Here is an 18,132-nt window from a genome sequence, read left to right as displayed (position 1 = left end):
CGGGACAGCGTTCAGGGCGTGGCCGGTGTCCGGCCACGCCCTGAATGGTCCCCCGCGAGGGGACGGGCTACTCCTGCTGCCAGGAGCTCCACAGGCGCGCGTAGTCCCCGCCCGCCGCGACCAGCTCGTCGTGCGGCCCGATCTCGGTGATGCGCCCGCCGTCCACGACGGCGACCCGGTCGGCGTCGTGCGCGGTGTGCAGGCGGTGCGCGATCGCGACGACCGTGCGTCCCTCGAGGACCGCGTTGAGCGAACGCTCGAGGTGCCGGGCCGCGCGCGGGTCCAGGAGGGACGTCGCCTCGTCGAGGATCAGGGTGTGCGGGTCGAGCAGCACGAGCCGCGCGAGGGCGACCTGCTGGGCCTGCGCAGGCGTGAGCACGTGCCCACCCGAGCCGACCTCGGTCGCGAGCCCGTCGGGCAGCGCCTCGACCCAGTCCCGGGCGTCGACCGCGGTCAGCGCGGCGCGCAGCGCGTCGTCGTCGGCGTGCTCGTCGGCCAGGCGGAGGTTGTCCGCGAGCGAGCCGACGAACACGTGGTGCTCCTGCGTGACCAGGGCGACGTGACGGCGCAGGTCGTCGAGCGGGAGGTCGACCAGCTCGACACCGCCGACCGTGACCGACCCGCCCGTGGGCGGGTGGATGCCGGCGAGCATGCGCCCGAGCGTCGACTTGCCCGCGCCGGACGGGCCGACGACCGCGAGGCGCTCGCCCACCGCGAGGTCGAGGTCGATCCCGTGCAGCACGTTGTGCCCCTCGCGGTACGCGTACTCGACGTCCCTCGCCACGACGTGCTCGTCGGAGGGCACCTCGTCCCCGGCCTCGCGGTCGCCCTCGACGAGCTTGACGCCCACGATCCGGGCGAGCGAGGTCGCGGCGACCTGGATCTCGTCGAGCCAGAAGATGAGCTCCCACACCGGGCCCGCGAGCTGGAACGCGTACATGGCGATGGTCGTCACGGCGCCGATCGTCGCGTGCCCCGTCGAGAGCAGGTAGCCGCCCCACACGATGACCGCGACGGGCGCGAGGACGAACGTGAGGTCGACCGCGGGGAACAGGACGGTGCGCAGGTTCAGCGTGTACTTCTCGGCCGCGAACGCCTCGCGCAGGTCCGCCTCGACACGGCCCCGGCGACGGGCACCCAGGCGCAGCGCGTCGACCGTCCGGGCCCCCTCGACGGACTCGGTGATGGTGCCGTTGAGCGCGGCGTAGGCGGCGGACTCACGCTGGTAGCCGGGCGAGGCCCGGCGCAGGTACCAGCGCGAGACGACGACCAGCAGCGGGACCCCCACGAACAGCGACACGGCCACGAGCGGCGAGGTCAGCATGCTCGCGACGACCGTGAGTGCGATCGTGACGACCGCGACGATGAGACGGGGCACCCCGAAGCGCACGGCGTGCTGGATACGGTTGACGTCGTTGGTCGTGCGCGCCACGAGGTCGCCCGTGCCGGCCCGCTCGACGGTCGACAGCGGCAGCGTCGTGACCGTCTCCAGGAAGTCCTCGCGCAGCTCGGCGAAGACCGTCTCCCCGAAGATCATCGACGACTTCTGGGCGTAGCGGATGAGCACGGCCTGGACGAGCACCGCGGCCACGCCGATCGCGATGACCTGGTTCACGTAGGCCGACGTGGTGCCCTGGGCGACCGCGTCGACGAGCCGCCCCAGGATCCACGGGCCCGCGAGCCCGGCGATCGCCGCGACGGTGTGCAGGACCGCGAGCCCGATGAGCGGCCGTCGGTGCTCACGGACGAGGTAGGCGGTGTGCTGGCGGACCTGGGAGGCGTCGGCGATGGGGAGCTTCATGACACGCCCTTCGAGGCGTCGGTGAGCTCGGCGGAGCCCGTGGTCAGGTGGTCGGGGGTCGTCAGGTCGGTACCGGTGCCCGCGCCGGGATCGGCCGTGTCGGCGGGGGCCTCGTCCATCGAGCGCCCGACGACGGCGCGGTAGCGTGCCGCCTCCTCACCCTGGTGGGCGTCGAGCGGGCGGTGCAGGAGCTCACGGTGCGTGCCGTGCGTGACGACGCGGCCGTCCTCGACGAACAGGACGTCGTCGACGTGGTCGAGCACGAGCGGGCTCGCGGTCACGACGAGCGTGGTGCACCCGCGTCGGACCTCGGCGAGGCGTTCGGCGATGCGGGCCTCGGTGTGGGCGTCGACCGCGCTCGTGGGCTCGATCAGGATCAGGATCTCGGGGTCGGTGAGGATCGCCCGGGCCAGGGCCACGCGCTGGCGCTGACCGCCGGACAGCGAGCGGCCCTTCTCGGGGAGCTCTCCGGCGAGCCCGTCCGGGACCGAGTCCAGCACGTCGTGCGCGTCGGCGATCATGACGGCCCGCAGGAGCTCGGCCTCGAGGCTCCCGCCCCGCACGTCGATCTCCTCGCCGAGCACGCCCGAGAACAGGTGGGGCGTCGCCTCCGCCACGACGATGCGCTCGCGCACCACGTCCTTGTCGAGGTCGGAGAGCCGGATCCCGCCCAGGTGCACGGGCGTGCCCGCCTCCGCGACGTCGTCGAACCGGCCCATGCGCGTGGCGATGCGTGCCGACTCGTCCGGGTCCACGCTCACGAGCGCGACCACGCGGCCGGGCGTGAGCTCGACGCCGCTCGCGTCGTCGACCAGGACCGACCCGGCGGACGGCGCGGACGCCGTGCCCGGGGTCGCGCCCGTCGCGGGGACGACCGAGAGGACCTTGACGAGCTTCTTCGCGGCCACGTGGGCGCGCGTGGTGATCTGGAGCGTCTGGGTCGCGATCTGCAGCGGCCACGACAGGAACGCGGCGTACCCGTAGAACGCGACGAGCTGCCCGGGGCTGATGTCCCCGGCCACGGCCGCGTGCGCGCCCAGGTACAGGACCAGGGCGACGAACAGCCCCGGCAGCAGGACCTGGAGCCCGTCGAGGTAGGACTGCGTGGTCGCGACCCGCACGCCCGTCTCGCGCACGGCCTGCGACTGGGTGCGGTAGCGGTCCGTGAAGACCTTCTCGCCGCCGATGCCGCGCAGGATGCGCAGGCCCGAGACGGTGTCCGCGCCCAGGGTGGTCAACCGGCCGGACGCCTCGCGCTGCGCGGCCTGGCGCTGCTGGAGGGGCTTGACGAGGAACGCGAGGATGCCCGCGACGACGGGCAGCCCGAGGATCACCACGAGGCCGAGCTGGAGCGAGGTGCTCAGCATGATCCCCGCGACCACGGCGTACGCCATGAGGGAGCCCGCGAAGCGCGCCGCGATCGCGTAGACCTCGCCGACGCGCAGCGCGTCGGACGCGACCGCGGACACGACCTCTCCCGTGGGGAGCTCGTCGGTGATGGTGTGCCCCGAGCGCGCCACGGTGTCGCCCACGAGCTGCGAGGTGGTGAAGGCAGAGCGCAGCCAGTTCTCGATGTCGAAGCGGTGGCCGAGCGCGGCCGCCCCCACCTGGACCAGGCCGAGGCCCAGCATGACCGCGGCCCACCCGAGAAGGACGGCGCCGAAGCCCTCGTCGAGGCCCTCGTCGAGCGCGCGGCCCAGCACGTAGGGCATCACCGCCTGGCACACGAACGTGACCATGCCGAGCAGGACGGCGGCCAGGAGGATGCCCCACTGGCGGCGCGCGAGCCACCACAGGAAGGCACCGGGGCCGGTGAGCGGAGGGGTGCCAGGGTCGGGGAGGGGGAGGGGGCGCACGGTCATTAACATTAGGTGTGGCCACCGACACCGGGCCACGGATTTTCGCTCAGCGTAAGGAAACCTTCCCATGACCACGCCCGACCCCGCCGGCTCGCAGAAGACCTCCGACGCCGTGGCGGACGCCCCGTCGCAGGAGGTCGTGGACCGCGCCGTCCGCAAGGCCCGCGGCGCGCTCCAGCGCTACCGCGTGATGGCCCTCATCACCGGTGTGATGCTCCTGATCCTGTGCGTCGAGATGATCGTCAAGTACGGCGTCGGCCAGTTCGTCGACGTCGACGGCGTGATGCGCTTCGTGGGCTGGATCCCGTTCGCGCACGGCTGGGTCTACGTGGTCTACCTCGTGACGGTCCTGGACCTGTGGTCCAAGATGCGCTGGAGCTGGGGCCGTCTGGCCACCATGGTCTTCGCGGGCGTCGTGCCCGTCATGTCGTTCATCCTGGAGAAGAAGGTCCACCGCGAGGCCGAGGCCAAGCTCGACGCCCTCGTCGCCCAGTACGCGCGATGACCTCGCTGCCGCCGCTGGTCGCTCCCTCGACCGAGCCGCTCGGCCCTGAGGAGCTGGCCCGCTACTCGCGGCACCTGGCCCTGCCGGGGATCGGGGTCGAGGGGCAGCAGCGGCTGCGTGCCGCGCGCGTGCTGGTCGTGGGCGCGGGCGGGCTGGGCAGCCCGGCGCTGCTCTACCTCGCGGCGGCCGGCGTCGGGACGATCGGCATCGTCGACGACGACCGCGTCGAGGTCTCCAACCTCCAGCGCCAGGTGATCCACGGCGGATCGGACGTGGGGCGGCCCAAGGTCGCCTCCGCGCGGGACGCGATCGCCGAGGTCAACCCGCACGTGAGCGTCCGGGTGCACGAGCAGCGTCTCGACGCGGGCAACGTCCTGGACGTCCTGGACGGCTACGACGTCGTCCTGGACGGGACCGACAACTTCGCGACCCGCTACCTCGTGGGCGATGCCGCCGAGATCGCGGGCATCCCGTGCGTGTGGGGCTCGATCTTCCGCTTCCAGGGCCAGGTCAGCGTCTTCTGGTCGGCGCCTCCGGTCGGGGAGGGCGTCGTCTACCGTGACGTCTTCCCCGAGCCGCCGCCGCCCGGCACGGTGCCCGACTGCGCGACGGGCGGCGTCCTGGGTGCCATGTGCGGGACGGTCGGCTCGGTCATGGCGACCGAGGCGATCAAGCTGATCACGGGGGCCGGCCGCACGCTCCTGGGCCGTCTCGCGGTCTACGACTCGCTCGAGCTCACGTGGCGCCACCTCACGATCCGCGCCGACCCGGCCCGCGTCCCCGTGACCCAGCTCCTGGCAGGGGACCACGCCTACGAGGCGTTCTGCGGGGTCGCCCCGGCGGGGGCCGGGGCGGCGGCGGCCGTCTCCTCCGGGTCGGGTCTCTTCTCCGGCCCGACGGCGGACGCTCGCCTCGCGGTCGACCTCGCCCGGGTGGCGGGGGAGCCGGGCGGGGCGGGGGCAGCCGCTGCGCGCGGACGCCCCGAGCCTGCCACGAGCGACGCGGCGGGCGGGCCGGTCCCGGGGACGGGAGCGGCGCCGTCGGGCAGCACCTCGACGAGCGAGCGAGCGGGCGACGGCCTGACGTCGCCGGGGACCCACCCCGTCGCGGTAGCGCCCACGAGCCTGACGGCCCGGGAGCTCGCCGCGCGCCTCGCCGACCCCCACGACGAGGTGCTGCTGCTCGACGTGCGCGAGGACTGGGAGACGCAGATCGTCGCGATCGACGGCGCGCTCGTCGTCCCGAGCGGGGTCTACGCGGGGCCCGGCGCGGCTGCGGCGCTCGCGGACCTTCCGCGCGACCGGACCGTGGCGGTGCTGTGCAAGGTCGGAGGCCGGTCCGACCGGGTCGCGGCCCTGGCCCGGACCGCGGGCGTGGACGCGCGCAACGTCGAGGGCGGGATCCTGGCGTGGGTGCGGGACGTCGAGCCGGGACGCCCGACGTACTGACCGTCTGCCGAGGGAGAGGCCTGCCGTCGAGGGAGAGGGCCGGAAGCCTCTGCCTCGACGAGAAGCCTCTACCTCGGCGAACTGGTCACAAGGCCAGGTCGAGGTTCCCGGCGCCCAGCAGGCCGGACCCCGTGAGTCCCGCCCGGCCCACCATCCCGTCGACCGGTGAGCTCGCGAGCGCCTGCTCGCGCCGCGGGATGCGGCCCGCGAGCGCGGCGAGACGCCCGGCCTCGACCGCGAGCCGCATGGCCGTGGCCATGCGCACCGGGTCGGCTGCGCGGGTGACCGCGGTCGCCAGGAGAACCCCGTCGCACCCGAGCTCGAGGGCGTGCGCGGCCTCCGACGCGGTCCCGATCCCCGCGTCCAGGATCACGGGCACGCGGGCCGCGGCCGCGATGGCCGCGATGTTGCGCGGGTTGAGGATGCCGAGCCCCGACCCGATGGGCGCGCCGAGCGGCATGACGGCAGCGCAGCCCACGTCCTCGAGGCGGCGCGCGAGGATCGGGTCGTCGTTGGTGTAGGGCAGGACGGTGAAGCCGTCGCGGACCAGGGTCTCGGCGGCCTGGACGAGGCCGATCGGGTCGGGCAGGAGCGTCACGTCGTCCGCGATCACCTCGAGCTTGACCCAGTCCGTGCCGCACGCCTCGCGGGCCAGGTGGGCCGTGAGGACGGCCTCCTTGGCCGAGAAGCAGCCCGCGGTGTTGGGCAGGGCGTGGATGCCGAGGCGGTCGAGCAGGCCCCAGATGCCGGTCTCGCCGGCACCCCCGTCGCCGCCCGCGCCACCCGACGGGCGCACCCGCGCGACGCGGCGCATGGCGACGGTCGTCAGCGCGGTCCCCGACGCCACGAGGGCCTCCTCGAGCGTGAGGAGGTTCGCGGCGCCGCCCGTGCCCATGACGAGGCGTGAGCAGAGCGGCACGCCCGCGACCACGAGCGCGTCGTCGGCCGTGCGGTCCGTGTCCTGCCTGGTGTCAACCACCCTGCACCGCCGTGACGACCTCGACGCGGTCGCCGTCGCGCAGGGTCGTGGAGCCCCACGTGCTGCGCGGGAGCACGGCGTCGTCGATCGCGACCGCGACGCCCCGGGGGACGTCGCCGGTGTCGGCGGCGAGCCCGGGCAGCAGCGTGGCCACGAGGGCAGCGACGGTCGTGGGGGCGGCGAGGGGGTAGGGGTCGCCGTTGACGAGGGCGGTGCCGGTCATGGGGTCCTCCGGGAGGTAGGGGTGACGAGGTAGAGGGATGTCGTCGGGGTAGAGGGCTCGGACGCTCTCGCTCGACGCGAGCCCTCTATCTCGAGGAGCTCGACGGGGCAGGAGCGGGGGCGGGGGAGAAGCGCATCGGGTCGATCGCCGCGACCGTGGGGGGCAACGGGGCCCCGGCCAGGAGTGCGTCGACCGCGGCCCCCGTGACCGGGGCGAGCAGGACCCCGTTGCGGTAGTGGCCCGTCGCGAGGACCAGGCCGGGGACGGTGGTGGGCCCCAGGAACGGCAGGTTGTCGGGCGTGCCCGGGCGCACGCGAGGGGTGACCTCGACCAGGGCCAGCTCGTCGAGGCCGGGCAGGAGCGCGCGCGCGTCGCGCAGGAGCGCGAAGACACCGCCCGCGGTCGCACGCCGGTCGTCGGGATGCTCCTCGCTCGTCGCGCCGACCACGACCTCGCGGTGCCCGTCCGGCCCGGGCGTACGGGGTACGACGTACACCGGACGCCCTTGCACGATCCCGCGCACCACGTGGTCGAGCGTGAACCAGGGCGGGGCGTCGAGCCGCAGCGTCTGCCCTTTCACCGGACGGGTCGGGGCGCGCACCTCGGGGACGCCCGCGAGCAGGCTCCCCGAGTCGGCCCCGGCCGCGAGGACCACGGTCCCGGCGCGGTGCTCGACGCCCGCGTCGTCGAGCGCGCCCGTCACGGGGGAGCCGGGTCCCGGTGCGCTGGGACCGGCGGCCCGCAGCAGCCGGCCGGCCCGGCGGCGCACGACGGCGGCGCGCGGGTCGCGTGCGAGGGCGGAGGTCAGGGCGCGGTGCACGGCCCGCGGGTCGACCTGGTGGTCACCCGGTGCCCAGAACGCCCCGGCGACCCGCTGTCCCACGAGCGGCTCGCGCTCCCGGGCGGCCGCGACCGAGATCTCGGTCGAGTCGAGCCCCCACTCCTCCTGCAGCGCGCGCACGCGCCGCCCGAGGGTCAGGTCGTCGCCGTCGTAGGCCAGGGTGAGCGTGCCCGTGGCCCGCAGCCCCACGTCGAGTCCCGAGTCGGCCTCGAGCTCGGCCGCGAACGCGGGCCAGCGCGCCGCGGAGTCGGCACCCAGGCGCAGCGCGGCCTCCTCGCCGAAGTCGGCCTCGGTCACGGGCGCGAGCATCCCGGCCGCGGCATGCGTCGCGCCGTCCCCCGGGGAGGGGTCCAGGACGGTCACACGCAGGCCGGCACGCGAGGCCCGCCACGCCGCGGTGAGCCCGATGACGCCCCCGCCCACCACGAGGACGTCCGTGGCGTCCTCGGGCTCGTCGTCGGCGCTCGCCGGACGGCTTCTCTCGCTCGCGCGGCCCGACGGCGCCGCGTGCCCCGGGCTCTCGCCGCGCCCCGGTGGGCGCGCGGGGGCGGCAGGACGATCGGTGGACAGGGCTGCGCTCATGCGCTCGCTCCCTTCGCTGGCATGACCCAGATCAGGTTCGACGGTCGGCTCTCGCCCTCTCAGCCCCGTGCGGGGCTCCCGTGCTTCGCGGCCACCCTACAACGCGGCCGGGGTCGGGCCGCGGAGCGACCACGAGGTGCGCCACGACCGCGCGCCGCACGGGCCGTGCCTATCCTGGGCGCCGTGACCACCGCCCCGACCGGCGACGCCGAGCGCCGACCGCACCCCGCGCCCCGCCACCTCTCCGACGTCCGCGACGCCACCCACGTGACCCGCCAGGCCGCGGTCGAGCGTCTGCGCGCGGCCCGGCTGTACCTGTGCACCGACGCGCGCGAGGAGCGCGGCGACCTCGAGGACTTCCTGCACGCGGCGCTCGCGGGCGGGGTCGACGTGGTCCAGCTCCGCGACAAGGGTCTCGACGTCGCGCGCGAGCTCGAGCTGCAGGAGGTCGTCGCGCGCGTCGCGACCGAGCACGGGGCGCTGTGGGCGGTCAACGACCGGGCCGATGTCGCCCTCCTGACGGGAGCCCCGGTGGTGCACATGGGTCAGGGCGACCTGCCCGTGCCCGCGGTGCGGTCGCTCCTGGGTGCGGGCCCGCTGCTGGGCCGCTCGACGCACTCGCTCGCCCAGGCCACGGCCGCCGAGGCGGATCCCGAGGTCGACTACTTCTGCGTGGGACCGCTCTGGGCGACGCCGACCAAGCCGGGGCGCGACGCCGTCGGGCTCGACCTGCTGCGGCAGGTCGCGGAGACCCGGCCGACGACGCCGTGGTTCGCGATCGGCGGCATCGACGCCGACAGGCTCGACCAGGTGCTCGACGCGGGGGCCGAGCGCATCGTCGTGGTCCGCGCGATCACGGGTGCCACCGACCCCGAGCGGGCCGCGCGCGGGCTGCGCGAGCGGCTGCCCGCCTGACGCGCGCAGTGATCCCCGTCGCACGTGCTGGACCGATGCCGGGGATAGGCGCCGGGCCAACTATCCTGAGGTGGTGACACCCACCCCCTCAGCCCCCCGGCCCGTATTGGTCGTCGACTTCGGCGCACAGTACGCCCAGCTGATCGCGCGTCGCGTGCGTGAGGCCAAGGTGTACTCGGAGATCGTCCCTCACACCTTCACCGTCGAGCAGATGCTCGCCAAGGACCCGGCAGCGATCATCCTGTCCGGCGGTCCGTCGTCCGTGTACGCGCAGGGCGCGCCCTTCGTGGACCCCGCGCTGTTCGAGGCCGGCGTGCCCGTCCTGGGCATCTGCTACGGCTTCCAGGCCATGGCCAAGGCGCTCGGTGGGACGGTCGCGCAGACCGGCCTCAGCGAGTACGGCGGCACGGCCGTCGAGGTCTGCCAGGCCGGTGCCCTCCTCGCGGGCTCGCCCGACCAGCAGACCGCCTGGATGAGCCACGGCGACGCCGTGCACGCGGCCCCCGAGGGCTTCGAGGTCCTCGCGACCTCGGCCGGCTCCCCGGTCGCGGCCTTCGAGGACACGGGCCGCCGCCTCTACGGCGTGCAGTGGCACCCCGAGGTCAAGCACTCCCCGCTGGGCCAGAAGGCCCTCGAGAACTTCCTCTACCAGGGCGCCGGCCTCGCCGGCGACTGGACCCCGGGCAACGTCATCGCCGACCAGATCGCGCTCATCCGCGAGCAGGTCGGGGACTCCCGCGTCATCTGCGGCCTGTCCGGCGGCGTCGACTCCTCTGTCGCCGCGGCACTCGTCCAGCAGGCCGTGGGCGACCAGCTCACGTGCGTGTTCGTCGACCACGGCCTGCTGCGCGCGGGCGAGGTCGAGCAGGTCGAGCGCGACTTCGTCGCGGCCACGGGCGTCAAGCTCGTCGTCATGGACGAGAAGCAGCGCTTCCTCTCGGCGCTCGCGGGCCACTCGGACCCGGAGACCAAGCGCAAGATCATCGGCCGCGAGTTCATCCGCGCGTTCGAGCAGGCGGCGCGCGACATCGTCGCGGACGCGGGCGAGCACGGTGGTGAGGTCAAGTTCCTCGTGCAGGGCACCCTGTACCCGGACGTCGTCGAGTCCGGCGGCGGCGAGGGCACCGCGAACATCAAGAGCCACCACAACGTGGGCGGCCTGCCCGACGACCTGCAGTTCTCGCTCGTCGAGCCGCTGCGGGCCCTGTTCAAGGACGAGGTCCGCGCCGTGGGCCGCGAGCTCGGCGTGCCCGAGGTCATCGTGGCCCGTCAGCCGTTCCCCGGCCCCGGGCTCGGCATCCGCATCGTCGGCGAGGTCACGGCCGAGCGCCTGGAGATCCTGCGCGCAGCGGACGCGATCGCGCGCGAGGAGCTCACGAAGGCCGGGCTGGACGACGAGATCTGGCAGTGCCCCGTGGTGCTCCTGGCCGACGTCCGCTCGGTCGGCGTCCAGGGCGACGGCCGCACCTACGGTCACCCGATCGTGCTGCGCCCCGTCTCCTCGGAGGACGCCATGACCGCGGACTGGACCCGTCTGCCGTACGACGTCCTCGCGATCATCTCGACGCGCATCACGAACGAGGTCAAGGACGTCAACCGTGTCGTGCTCGACGTGACGAGCAAGCCGCCGGGCACCATCGAGTGGGAGTGACCTCCCGCTGAGCCAGACGGGCCGGCCCCCGCAGAGCGATCTGCGGGGGCCGGCCCGTCGGCGTTCGGGGTGGTGCGGGGTCGGGCCGCACCCGCAGGCCCGACGGCGGAGCGCACCGCCTGCGGACGGCCTCGGCGGCTCTGCGGTACCTTCCCGTCATGGAACGCCGTGCTGCTCGCCCCTGCTTCTCCGGGGAAAGTTGATGTTCGGCCGCTCCCGGCGCGCGCAGGTGCCCGCGCTCGACGAGCTCGTGGTCTCGAGCGTCGAGGTCCTGGAGCAGGGCCAGCCCGTGACCAGGGTCCTGCGGTGGGCGGATGGCTGGACGTATGTCTCGGCGGTCGAGGCACCCGAGTCCCAGCCGGTGCTCGTGCACTTCCACGACGTGCTGATGCTCGACCCCGGGCTCGCGAGGGCCCCGCTGCGCCGGGGACAGATCGCGATCCGGGCCGTGCACGCTGAGACGGTGGGTCCGTGGACCGTCCTCGGGCCGTACACCTCCCGGACCGTGGAGCAGATGCTCGACGACGGCACGCTCGACCGCAAGCAGGACGGGATGCTGCGGGACCTGCCGGAGGACGGCAGCCCCGGGCAGCGGCCGGAACCCGAGCCGTGGTCGCTCCGCGACGTCGTCGCCTGGAACGCGCAGCACCCCGAGACCTACCCGATCCCTGAGGACACCTCGGGCGTGGTCCCCGGCACCCTCGTCAAGCTCGTGTTCCTCCCCGACGAGGGCATCGGGGAACGCATGTGGGTGCTCGTGACCGAGGTGGACGGTGACCGCATGGTCGGCGCGCTCGACAACGACCCGGCAGGCATCACGGGCCTGCTCGCGGGGGACCGGGTCGCCTTCGAACGTCGGCACGTCCTGGACCTCGACGACCGTCCCCCGGGCTGAGCGATCAGCCCCGCGTGGTACGGGCGGCGAGTTCCTCGCGGTACTCAGCCGCCTTCTCGTAGGCCTTCTCGACGTCCGCCAGCACGCTCGGCCACCCGCTCGACGGCCGGACCGCGCGGTTGTGCGCGACGATGCGGTCGAGCAGGCCGTCCTGCTCCACGAGGCGCACGATCTGGTCGGTCATCGCGGCGTCGTCGGCGGCGAGCAGGCCGTCGACCCCGTCCGTCAGGCGCTCGGCCACGCCCGACTCCGCGCGCGTCACGACGACCAGGCCCGCGGCCTGCGCCTCGAGGGCCGCGATCCCGAACGACTCCTGGACCGCGGGGGCCGCGAACACGTCGGCGCGCGAGTAGAGGCGCTTGAGCTCGTGCGCGCCGAGGCGCCCCGGGAGGCTGACCGTCGACGAGAGCCCGTGCTCCTTGACGAAGCGGCGGGCCGCGTCGAGCTCGGGGCCCTCGCCCGCGATCGTCGCGAACAGCGCGTCGTGGGGGAGGCGCTCGACGGCCTGCCGGATCGACTCGAGCAGGGGCAGGACCCGCTTGCGCGGCGCGAACCGGGTCGCGGCGACGACGTGCACGGCCTTGCCCTCGCCGCGCGCGTCGCGCTCGACGCGCGGCACGGCCCACTCGTCGAGGTCGAGGCCGTTGTGCAGGATCTCGACGGGCACGTCGGGCCCGGCGATGCGCCGCAGCGGGGCCGCGGTCAGCTCGCTCACGGCCGACAGCAGGATCGGCAGCCGTGACCAGTGCGTCACGCGGTCGAGCGCGGCGAACCAGCGTTCGGCCGAGCCCCACACGCTGTGCACGGTCAGGACCGCGGGCAGACCGAGGCGGGCGACGGGCTTGAGCGACGCCTGCACCGACGGCGTCAGGACGCCCATGTGCAGGTGCACGACGTCGGGTCGCGCGTCCCGCAGGATGCGCGTCACGTGGTGGGCCGCGCGCGGGTGCACGGGGTAGCCACCGGGGATCCGGGCCGCGACGCGGTGGATCGTGACGCCGTCGTGCACCTCGCGGCTCACGCCGTGCTCGCCCGGCGCCGCGGGCGTCGTGGTGACCACCTCGACGTGCTGGCCGGCCGCGGCCTGCTGGGCCGCGAGTCGGCTCACCTGGGTCTCGATGCCGCCGAGCAGCGGCAGGTAGCAGTCCGTCACATGGGTGATCCTCACCCCGGGATTCTCCCATCGACGCGTCCACGTCCCGTGCCCGGGTGGTCTGTTTCGGGAGTGAACGGACCGTTCGTCCGGCGGAAACGACGAATCGTCGCTACGTTGACATCAAAGAATCGGCTCGGGGAGGGATATCGCAATGTCCAGCACTGTCACGGTTCGGCCGGCGAAGGGCGTAGGGGTCATCGGGATCCTCACCGTCATCGCCGGGATAGTCATGATCATCGCCGGTGGCGTCACGTGGGGTGTCGTCACCTCGCAGCTCTCGGCCGAGGACATCACGGTGTCCGACGACGCGGACTTCCTCGCCGGACGTCACGTCAACGGTCCGTTCACCGCCTACGCCCAGGCGGAGGTCATCAACAAGCACGCGCTCGAGATCAGCGACGGCCAGACCTACGCCGAGCTCCCGCAGGACGACGAGCGGCGCGCCACGGTCATGAACGCCTCGTTCCTGCGCGCGTCGCTGTTCACGTCGGTCGTCGCCTACGGCGTCTCGGCCCTCGTCATCGGCCTGGGCATCCTGTTCATCCTCATCGGGATCGCGCTGCGGCGGATCGCGAGCGGCCCGGCCGTCGCGGTCGAGACCGCGGGCGGGTACTCCTCGGACGGCAACCTGTCGGCGGCCCCGGTCCCGGCGACGCACACCCCGGCCCACGCGGCACCCGTCACGCCGGCCCCGACCACCCCCGCCCCGACGACGCCGACGACCCCGCCGGTCACGCCCCCGACCCGCACGTCGACCCACGCGGCCCCCGTCGAGGAGCCCAAGAGCCCGGGCGTCCCGACGACGCACACCGACCCGCTCGTGGAGCCCAAGAGCCCGGGCGTCCCGACGACGCACACCGACCCGCTCGTGGAGCCCAAGAGCCCGGGCGTCCCGCCCACCGGGACGGACACGCCTCCGGCCACGCCCCCCGCGGGGGACACGCCCCCGCGCTGAGGTACTGCTCCAGGTGCACGACGGCGGCGCACCGGTCCCTGGACCGGTGCGCCGCCGTCGTGCTCACCCCGTGCGCCGTGAGTGCGCGGTTCGGCTGCGACACGCCCGGCGAGTCGCGGCCGAACCACGCACTCAGGGCCCGTCCTCAGCGCCTGGCGCGCTCGCGGGCGCTGCGGCGGCTGCTCGACACGATCGAGCTCACCACGAGCACGAGGCCCGCGACGCTCAGCAGCGCGATGAGCGCGAGGTCGAGGTCGTACGTCGCGCCGAGGGCCAGCGCGAGGATGCCGGCCCCGACCGCGACGATGACGAATCCCCACACGACGGTCCCGACCCGCAGGCCGCGGTCGCGCGGGTCGTCGCCCGCGGCCGAGGATCCCGCGGCCTGTGCCTTCTGCTGCGCCGTGGCGTTCCACTGCGCGGCCGGGTCGACCAGGGGTGCGGGAGCGGGACCCGGTGCCGGTGCGGAGGGTGCCGGAGCCTGCGTGACGACCGGCTCGGGCTCGACGGGGGCGTCCTGCACCGGGTACGCCTGGGTGTGCGTCGGGGCGGGCTCGCCGACCGGCAGCACGTGGGTCGGTGCAGCCTGGACGGGCAGGGCCTGGGTCGGGGGAACGACCGGCAGGGCGAGCGTGGGGTCGGCGACCGGCAGCGCCTGGGTCGGCTCGCCCCGGAAGATCTCGTCCGCGAGGTCGGCCTCGTGCGCAGGGCCGGTCCCGAGGACCTGCGTCGCGTCGGGGTCGTCGTCGGTGCCAGCCTCGGTGAGCGCCTCGTCGGTGCGCTCGGTCGCCCCACCCTCGGCGGGGGCCTCGTCGTCGGTGTCCTCCTCGACGTGCTCGTCCGCGGCGACCTCGTCCACGGCGACCTCGTCCGACGTGACGGGCAGCTCGATCGTGGGGTCGACCGGCGGGAGTGCCTGGGTCTCGCGCGTGTCGTCGGACTCGTAGGGGTTCTTCTCGGTGGTCATGATTCCTCCCGGATGGTCACGTCGCCGGCGGAGACGTCGACCTCGAGCAGGAGCACGGGGCCGACGCCGTCGGAGACGGAGTCGGTGACGAAGGTGTGCGGGCGGGTGTTGACGCCGTTGATCGAGCGACGCTCGCCGTCGACCGTCCAGGTCGCGTTGCCCGCGAGGACGCGGACCTCGGCCTCGACGGGGGTGTCGGCCGGGACGATCACGGTGAGGTCCCCGGCGCTCAGGTCGATCGGGACGACCACCGGGTCCTCCCCGACGGCGCTCAGGTCGAGCTGGCTGAGGTCGACCACCGGGTCGCCGAACGTGAAGGCGAAGCCGTTCTCGGCGTCCTGGATCGAGGTCACGGTGTACGTGGCGTCGGAGACGCGGGCCGTGAGGTCGGCGTCGATGCTGTCGATGCTGCTGTTCAGGCCGGCGATCGGCAGCGCGATGATCGTGGTGACGATCGCGAGGCCGCCCAGGGCGCCGCTCGTGCGCCCCCGCAGACCGGAGACGATGACGCCGAGCCCGAGCAGGACGATCGTCGCGCCGATCCACGTGTAGAAGAACGGGACGTCGATCACGTCGCGACGCTCGAGGAGCAGGAGCACCGCGGCACCGAGGAGGCTCACGCCGAGCGTGGTCCCGACGACCGCGGTCCCGGGGCCGCGGGGACGTCGCGCCGCGCGCTCGCGCTGCTCCTCGACGCGTCGCAGGCGCTCGGTCTCGCGCTCGGCCCGGCGGCGGGCGTGGTCGTGGGCGCGGGCCGCCTGGTGTGCAGCGGCCTGCTGCTGGGCCGCGTACGCCTGCGGCGGGACGGGCCGCTGGGCGGGGTAGCCCTGCGGCGGGACGGGTGCCGAGGCGCCGTACGGGCCCGACGGCGCCGCGGGAGGCGCGGGGTACGTCGCCCCGGGCACGGGCTGCGCGCCGGGGGCAGGAGCCCCGTAGGGCGGGCGCGGCTGCTGCCAGCCCTGCGGGGGCGGGCCCTGCTGCGCGGGAGCGCCCGTGAAGGGCTGGGCGGGGTAGGGCTGCTTGGGCGGTACGGGAGCGCCCTGGAACGCAGGGCCGCCGGGCTGCTGCCCCCGGCCCGCGGCGTACCTGCGGTACTCGCTGCGCCGGTTGACGAGCAGGACGACCACGACGATCACGGCCGCGATCCACAGCAGGCCGTTGAGCCACTCGAGACCGGCGAAGTGCCACCACGAGAGCCAGCCGCTGTTCCAGCTCAGCCCGACGATGGTCGTCGCCGCGGCGCCGAGCATGGCCACGTCGAAGTCGCCGCGGATCGCCTGCTGGAGGTGGATGCGCCCGTCGCGGGCCTCGGGGAGCAGGGCCCACGCGAGGCCGTACAGGACGAGACCGGCCCCGCCGAGGAACACCGAGACGACGAGGATGCCGCGCACGATCAGAGGGTCGATCCCGAACCGCTCCCCGATCCCGCCCGCGACGCCGCCGACCCAGCGGTCCTCGGACCGGGAGATGCCGATGCGCCGCACGGTGTCGAAGAAGCCGTCCATGCCGCCGGCCTGGGCGGCGGGCTCGGGGGGCGTGCTGCCGGGGGTACCGGGCTGGCCGGGGCCGCCAGGCGTGCCGGCGCCGCTCGGGGACGGGCCGTTCGGGCCGTTCGTCGGGTAGGGCCCGGCGTGCTGCTGGGGCGCCCCGGTCGGTGCGGAGCTCCCGGCCGGGGGTTCTGGGGAGGTGTCCTCGGTGCTCATGGCTCCAGCCTGGCCCGCGAGGACGTCCGGACGGTATCGGGTGATCCCCTGATCCGACCCTGATCCTGCGGCTGGTCGACCCTGAACTTTCGGACCGAGGGGGCACGAAGGGGGCGTTCCGCCCGGAGGAGCCGCCGCGGCGTGTGACCATCAGAGGGTGACACGGAACGCGCGACCAGCCAGGAGACTTCCGCTCCGGCGCCCCGAGCAGGGGCGCTGGGTCGGTGGGGTCTGTCGTGGGCTCAGCCTGCACCTCGACCTTCCCGTGGGTGCGGTACGACTCGTGATGGGTCTCCTGGCGCTCGCGGGTGGCGCGGGCATCGTGCTGTACGTGTTCCTCTGGGTCACGGTGCCCGCGGGCGACCCGGCACAGGTGGCCGACGAGGAGCGTCCCGCGTCGCTGCGGCGCATCGCACCTCGGCTCCAGGGGCGGGTGCGCAAGCTGCCGGTGCGTGACGTCGCGATCGGGGTCGTCCTGCTGAGCGGGGCGGCCGTGCTCCTGGCCTCGCGGGCCGGCGTGAACATCGAGGTCTCCTGGGTCCTGCCGGTCCTCATCGCCCTCGCGGGCACGGCGCTGGCCTGGTCCCAGCTCGACGCAGCCCAGCGGGGGCGGTGGTTGTCGAGGGCGGGGGGCCGCACCCCGGCCGGGGTGGTGCGGCTCGCGGGTGGTCTCGTGCTGGTGCTCGTGGGGGTGCTGCTCCTGGTGGGACAGGACTCGTCCGCCGCCGTGATGGTGCGGGCGACCGTCGCGTCCCTCGCGGTCCTCGCGGGGGCGGCGATCGTACTCGCCCCGTGGTGGTTGCGCCTCGTGCGGGAGCTGGGCGACGAGCGGGCCGCCCGTGCGCGCGAGGCCGAGCGGGCCGACATCGCGGCGCACCTGCACGACTCGGTGCTCCAGACCCTGGCCCTCATCCGGGCGAGCGCGGCGGATGCCGACACCGTCGCGCGGCTCGCCCGCGCGCAGGAGCGAGAGCTCCGCGAGTGGTTGTACAACGACCGACCTGCTCCTGGTACATCGCTGGCGGCCGAGCTCCGCACGCTCGTGGGAGAGGTCGAGGACCGGCAGAGCTGGCGGCTCGCGGCGGGGGCCGCGGCGCCTGCCGCGGGGGTCAGCGCGGCAGGAACCGTCGGAGACGGGGGATCGGCGGGGACGGCGGCCGTCGTCGTCGACGTCGTCGTGGTCGGGGACTGCGCCCCGACCGACGAGACCACCGCGCTGCTCCAGGCCACCCGCGAGGCCCTCGTGAACGCCGTGGCCCATGGGTGCCCACCCGTCTCGGTCTACCTCGAGGTCTCGGGCGACGCGGTCGAGGTGTTCGTCCGCGATCGCGGGGACGGCTTCGAGATGAAGGACATCGCCCAGGACCGTTTCGGGGTGCGCGAGTCGATCATCGGACGAGTCACGCGCAAGGGAGGCAGCGCCGAGGTCGTCTCACGGCCGGGGTGGGGGACCGAGGTGCGGCTCAAGGTGCACCGCGCCGCCGAGACCGCGGCGGGACCGGTGCCCGGACCTAGGATGCCGGTGGAGCCCGACGAGGCCGCGACACCCGCCGGGCACGAGGAGCCGGTGACGTCGCCCCCGCCGGGCCCGGTCCCTGCCACCGCGCAGCGGCCCGGCCAGCCCGCCCGATCGACCCAGGAGCGTTTGTGAC

At 74.5% G+C, this 18,132-nt stretch carries 15 protein-coding genes; 7 read left to right on the top strand and 8 right to left on the bottom strand.

Going from position 1 to position 18,132, the window contains the following annotated elements:
• Positions 1-67: 67 nt before the first annotated feature.
• Both JOD49_RS05895 and JOD49_RS05890 read right to left on the bottom strand, forming a co-directional pair.
• Positions 68-1,801: an ABC transporter ATP-binding protein gene (locus JOD49_RS05895; protein ID WP_205306370.1), complete on the bottom strand. Its 1,734-nt coding sequence runs from the start codon at positions 1,799-1,801 to the stop codon at positions 68-70.
• On the bottom strand, positions 1,798-3,663 hold the full coding sequence (locus JOD49_RS05890; protein ID WP_205306369.1) for an ABC transporter ATP-binding protein: 1,866 nt from the start codon (positions 3,661-3,663) through the stop codon (positions 1,798-1,800). The genes JOD49_RS05895 and JOD49_RS05890 overlap by 4 nt, the downstream gene beginning before the upstream one ends.
• A gap of 64 nt (positions 3,664-3,727) precedes the next feature.
• Between JOD49_RS05890 and JOD49_RS05885 the strand changes: the two genes are divergently transcribed.
• The gene (locus JOD49_RS05885) at positions 3,728-4,165 is read left to right on the top strand and encodes a DUF3817 domain-containing protein (protein ID WP_205306368.1); all 438 of its coding nucleotides are present in this window, start codon (positions 3,728-3,730) and stop codon (positions 4,163-4,165) included.
• Complete coding sequence (gene moeB, locus JOD49_RS05880; RefSeq protein ID WP_205306367.1) at positions 4,162-5,613, top strand: molybdopterin-synthase adenylyltransferase MoeB; 1,452 nt, start codon at positions 4,162-4,164, stop codon at positions 5,611-5,613. Before JOD49_RS05885 ends, moeB begins: the two co-directional genes overlap by 4 nt.
• Before the next feature lie 85 nt (positions 5,614-5,698).
• On the opposite strand, the gene JOD49_RS05875 is transcribed toward moeB, so the two are convergent.
• The 3 genes from JOD49_RS05875 to thiO all read right to left on the bottom strand — a co-directional run bounded on the left by JOD49_RS05875 (position 5,699) and on the right by thiO (position 8,238).
• The gene (locus JOD49_RS05875; RefSeq protein ID WP_239525914.1) at positions 5,699-6,508 is read right to left on the bottom strand and encodes a thiazole synthase; all 810 of its coding nucleotides are present in this window, start codon (positions 6,506-6,508) and stop codon (positions 5,699-5,701) included.
• 76 nt (positions 6,509-6,584) lie between these two features.
• Positions 6,585-6,815, bottom strand: a complete 231-nt coding sequence (gene thiS / locus JOD49_RS05870; RefSeq protein WP_205306365.1) for a sulfur carrier protein ThiS — start codon at positions 6,813-6,815, stop codon at positions 6,585-6,587.
• Positions 6,816-6,900: 85 nt separating this feature from the next.
• On the bottom strand, positions 6,901-8,238 hold the full coding sequence (gene thiO / locus JOD49_RS05865; protein ID WP_205306364.1) for a glycine oxidase ThiO: 1,338 nt from the start codon (positions 8,236-8,238) through the stop codon (positions 6,901-6,903).
• 267 nt (positions 8,239-8,505) lie between these two features.
• On the opposite strand from thiO, the gene thiE reads away from it, so the two are divergent.
• The 3 genes from thiE (at position 8,506) to JOD49_RS05850 (ending at position 11,699) form a co-directional block, all read left to right on the top strand.
• Positions 8,506-9,153, top strand: coding sequence for a thiamine phosphate synthase (gene thiE / locus JOD49_RS05860; RefSeq protein WP_205308837.1), 648 nt, complete (start codon positions 8,506-8,508; stop codon positions 9,151-9,153).
• Between the two features lie 73 nt (positions 9,154-9,226).
• Positions 9,227-10,804, top strand: a complete 1,578-nt coding sequence (gene guaA, locus JOD49_RS05855) for a glutamine-hydrolyzing GMP synthase (RefSeq protein WP_205306363.1) — start codon at positions 9,227-9,229, stop codon at positions 10,802-10,804.
• 202 nt (positions 10,805-11,006) lie between these two features.
• Complete coding sequence (locus JOD49_RS05850) at positions 11,007-11,699, top strand: DUF2314 domain-containing protein (protein ID WP_205306362.1); 693 nt, start codon at positions 11,007-11,009, stop codon at positions 11,697-11,699.
• A 4-nt stretch (positions 11,700-11,703) separates the two neighbouring features.
• On the opposite strand, the gene JOD49_RS05845 is transcribed toward JOD49_RS05850, so the two are convergent.
• Positions 11,704-12,867 carry a glycosyltransferase family 4 protein gene (locus tag JOD49_RS05845; protein ID WP_205306361.1) on the bottom strand — a complete coding sequence of 388 codons (1,164 nt, stop codon included), beginning with the start codon at positions 12,865-12,867 and terminating at the stop codon, positions 11,704-11,706.
• Between the two features lie 139 nt (positions 12,868-13,006).
• Between JOD49_RS05845 and JOD49_RS20685 the strand changes: the two genes are divergently transcribed.
• Positions 13,007-13,810, top strand: coding sequence for a hypothetical protein (locus tag JOD49_RS20685; RefSeq protein ID WP_307822414.1), 804 nt, complete (start codon positions 13,007-13,009; stop codon positions 13,808-13,810).
• Positions 13,811-13,955: 145 nt separating this feature from the next.
• Here the strand turns inward: JOD49_RS20685 and JOD49_RS05835 are convergent, their stop codons facing one another.
• Together JOD49_RS05835 and JOD49_RS05830 are read right to left on the bottom strand one after the other, a co-directional pair.
• Entirely contained in the window at positions 13,956-14,777 is an 822-nt protein-coding gene (locus JOD49_RS05835) for a hypothetical protein (RefSeq protein WP_205306360.1), read from the bottom strand.
• On the bottom strand, positions 14,774-16,480 hold the full coding sequence (locus tag JOD49_RS05830) for a PspC domain-containing protein (protein WP_205306359.1): 1,707 nt from the start codon (positions 16,478-16,480) through the stop codon (positions 14,774-14,776). The genes JOD49_RS05835 and JOD49_RS05830 overlap by 4 nt, the downstream gene beginning before the upstream one ends.
• Before the next feature lie 157 nt (positions 16,481-16,637).
• On the opposite strand from JOD49_RS05830, the gene JOD49_RS05825 reads away from it, so the two are divergent.
• Complete coding sequence (locus JOD49_RS05825) at positions 16,638-18,131, top strand: ATP-binding protein (RefSeq protein WP_205306358.1); 1,494 nt, start codon at positions 16,638-16,640, stop codon at positions 18,129-18,131.
• Position 18,132: the final 1 nt, after the last annotated feature.

It is taken from the genome of Oerskovia jenensis (assembly GCF_016907235.1).
In the GTDB taxonomy this organism is placed as follows: domain Bacteria; phylum Actinomycetota; class Actinomycetes; order Actinomycetales; family Cellulomonadaceae; genus Oerskovia; species Oerskovia jenensis.
The sequence above is the reverse complement of the archived record's forward strand: the minus strand, read 5'-3'. Positions and strand labels throughout refer to the sequence as shown.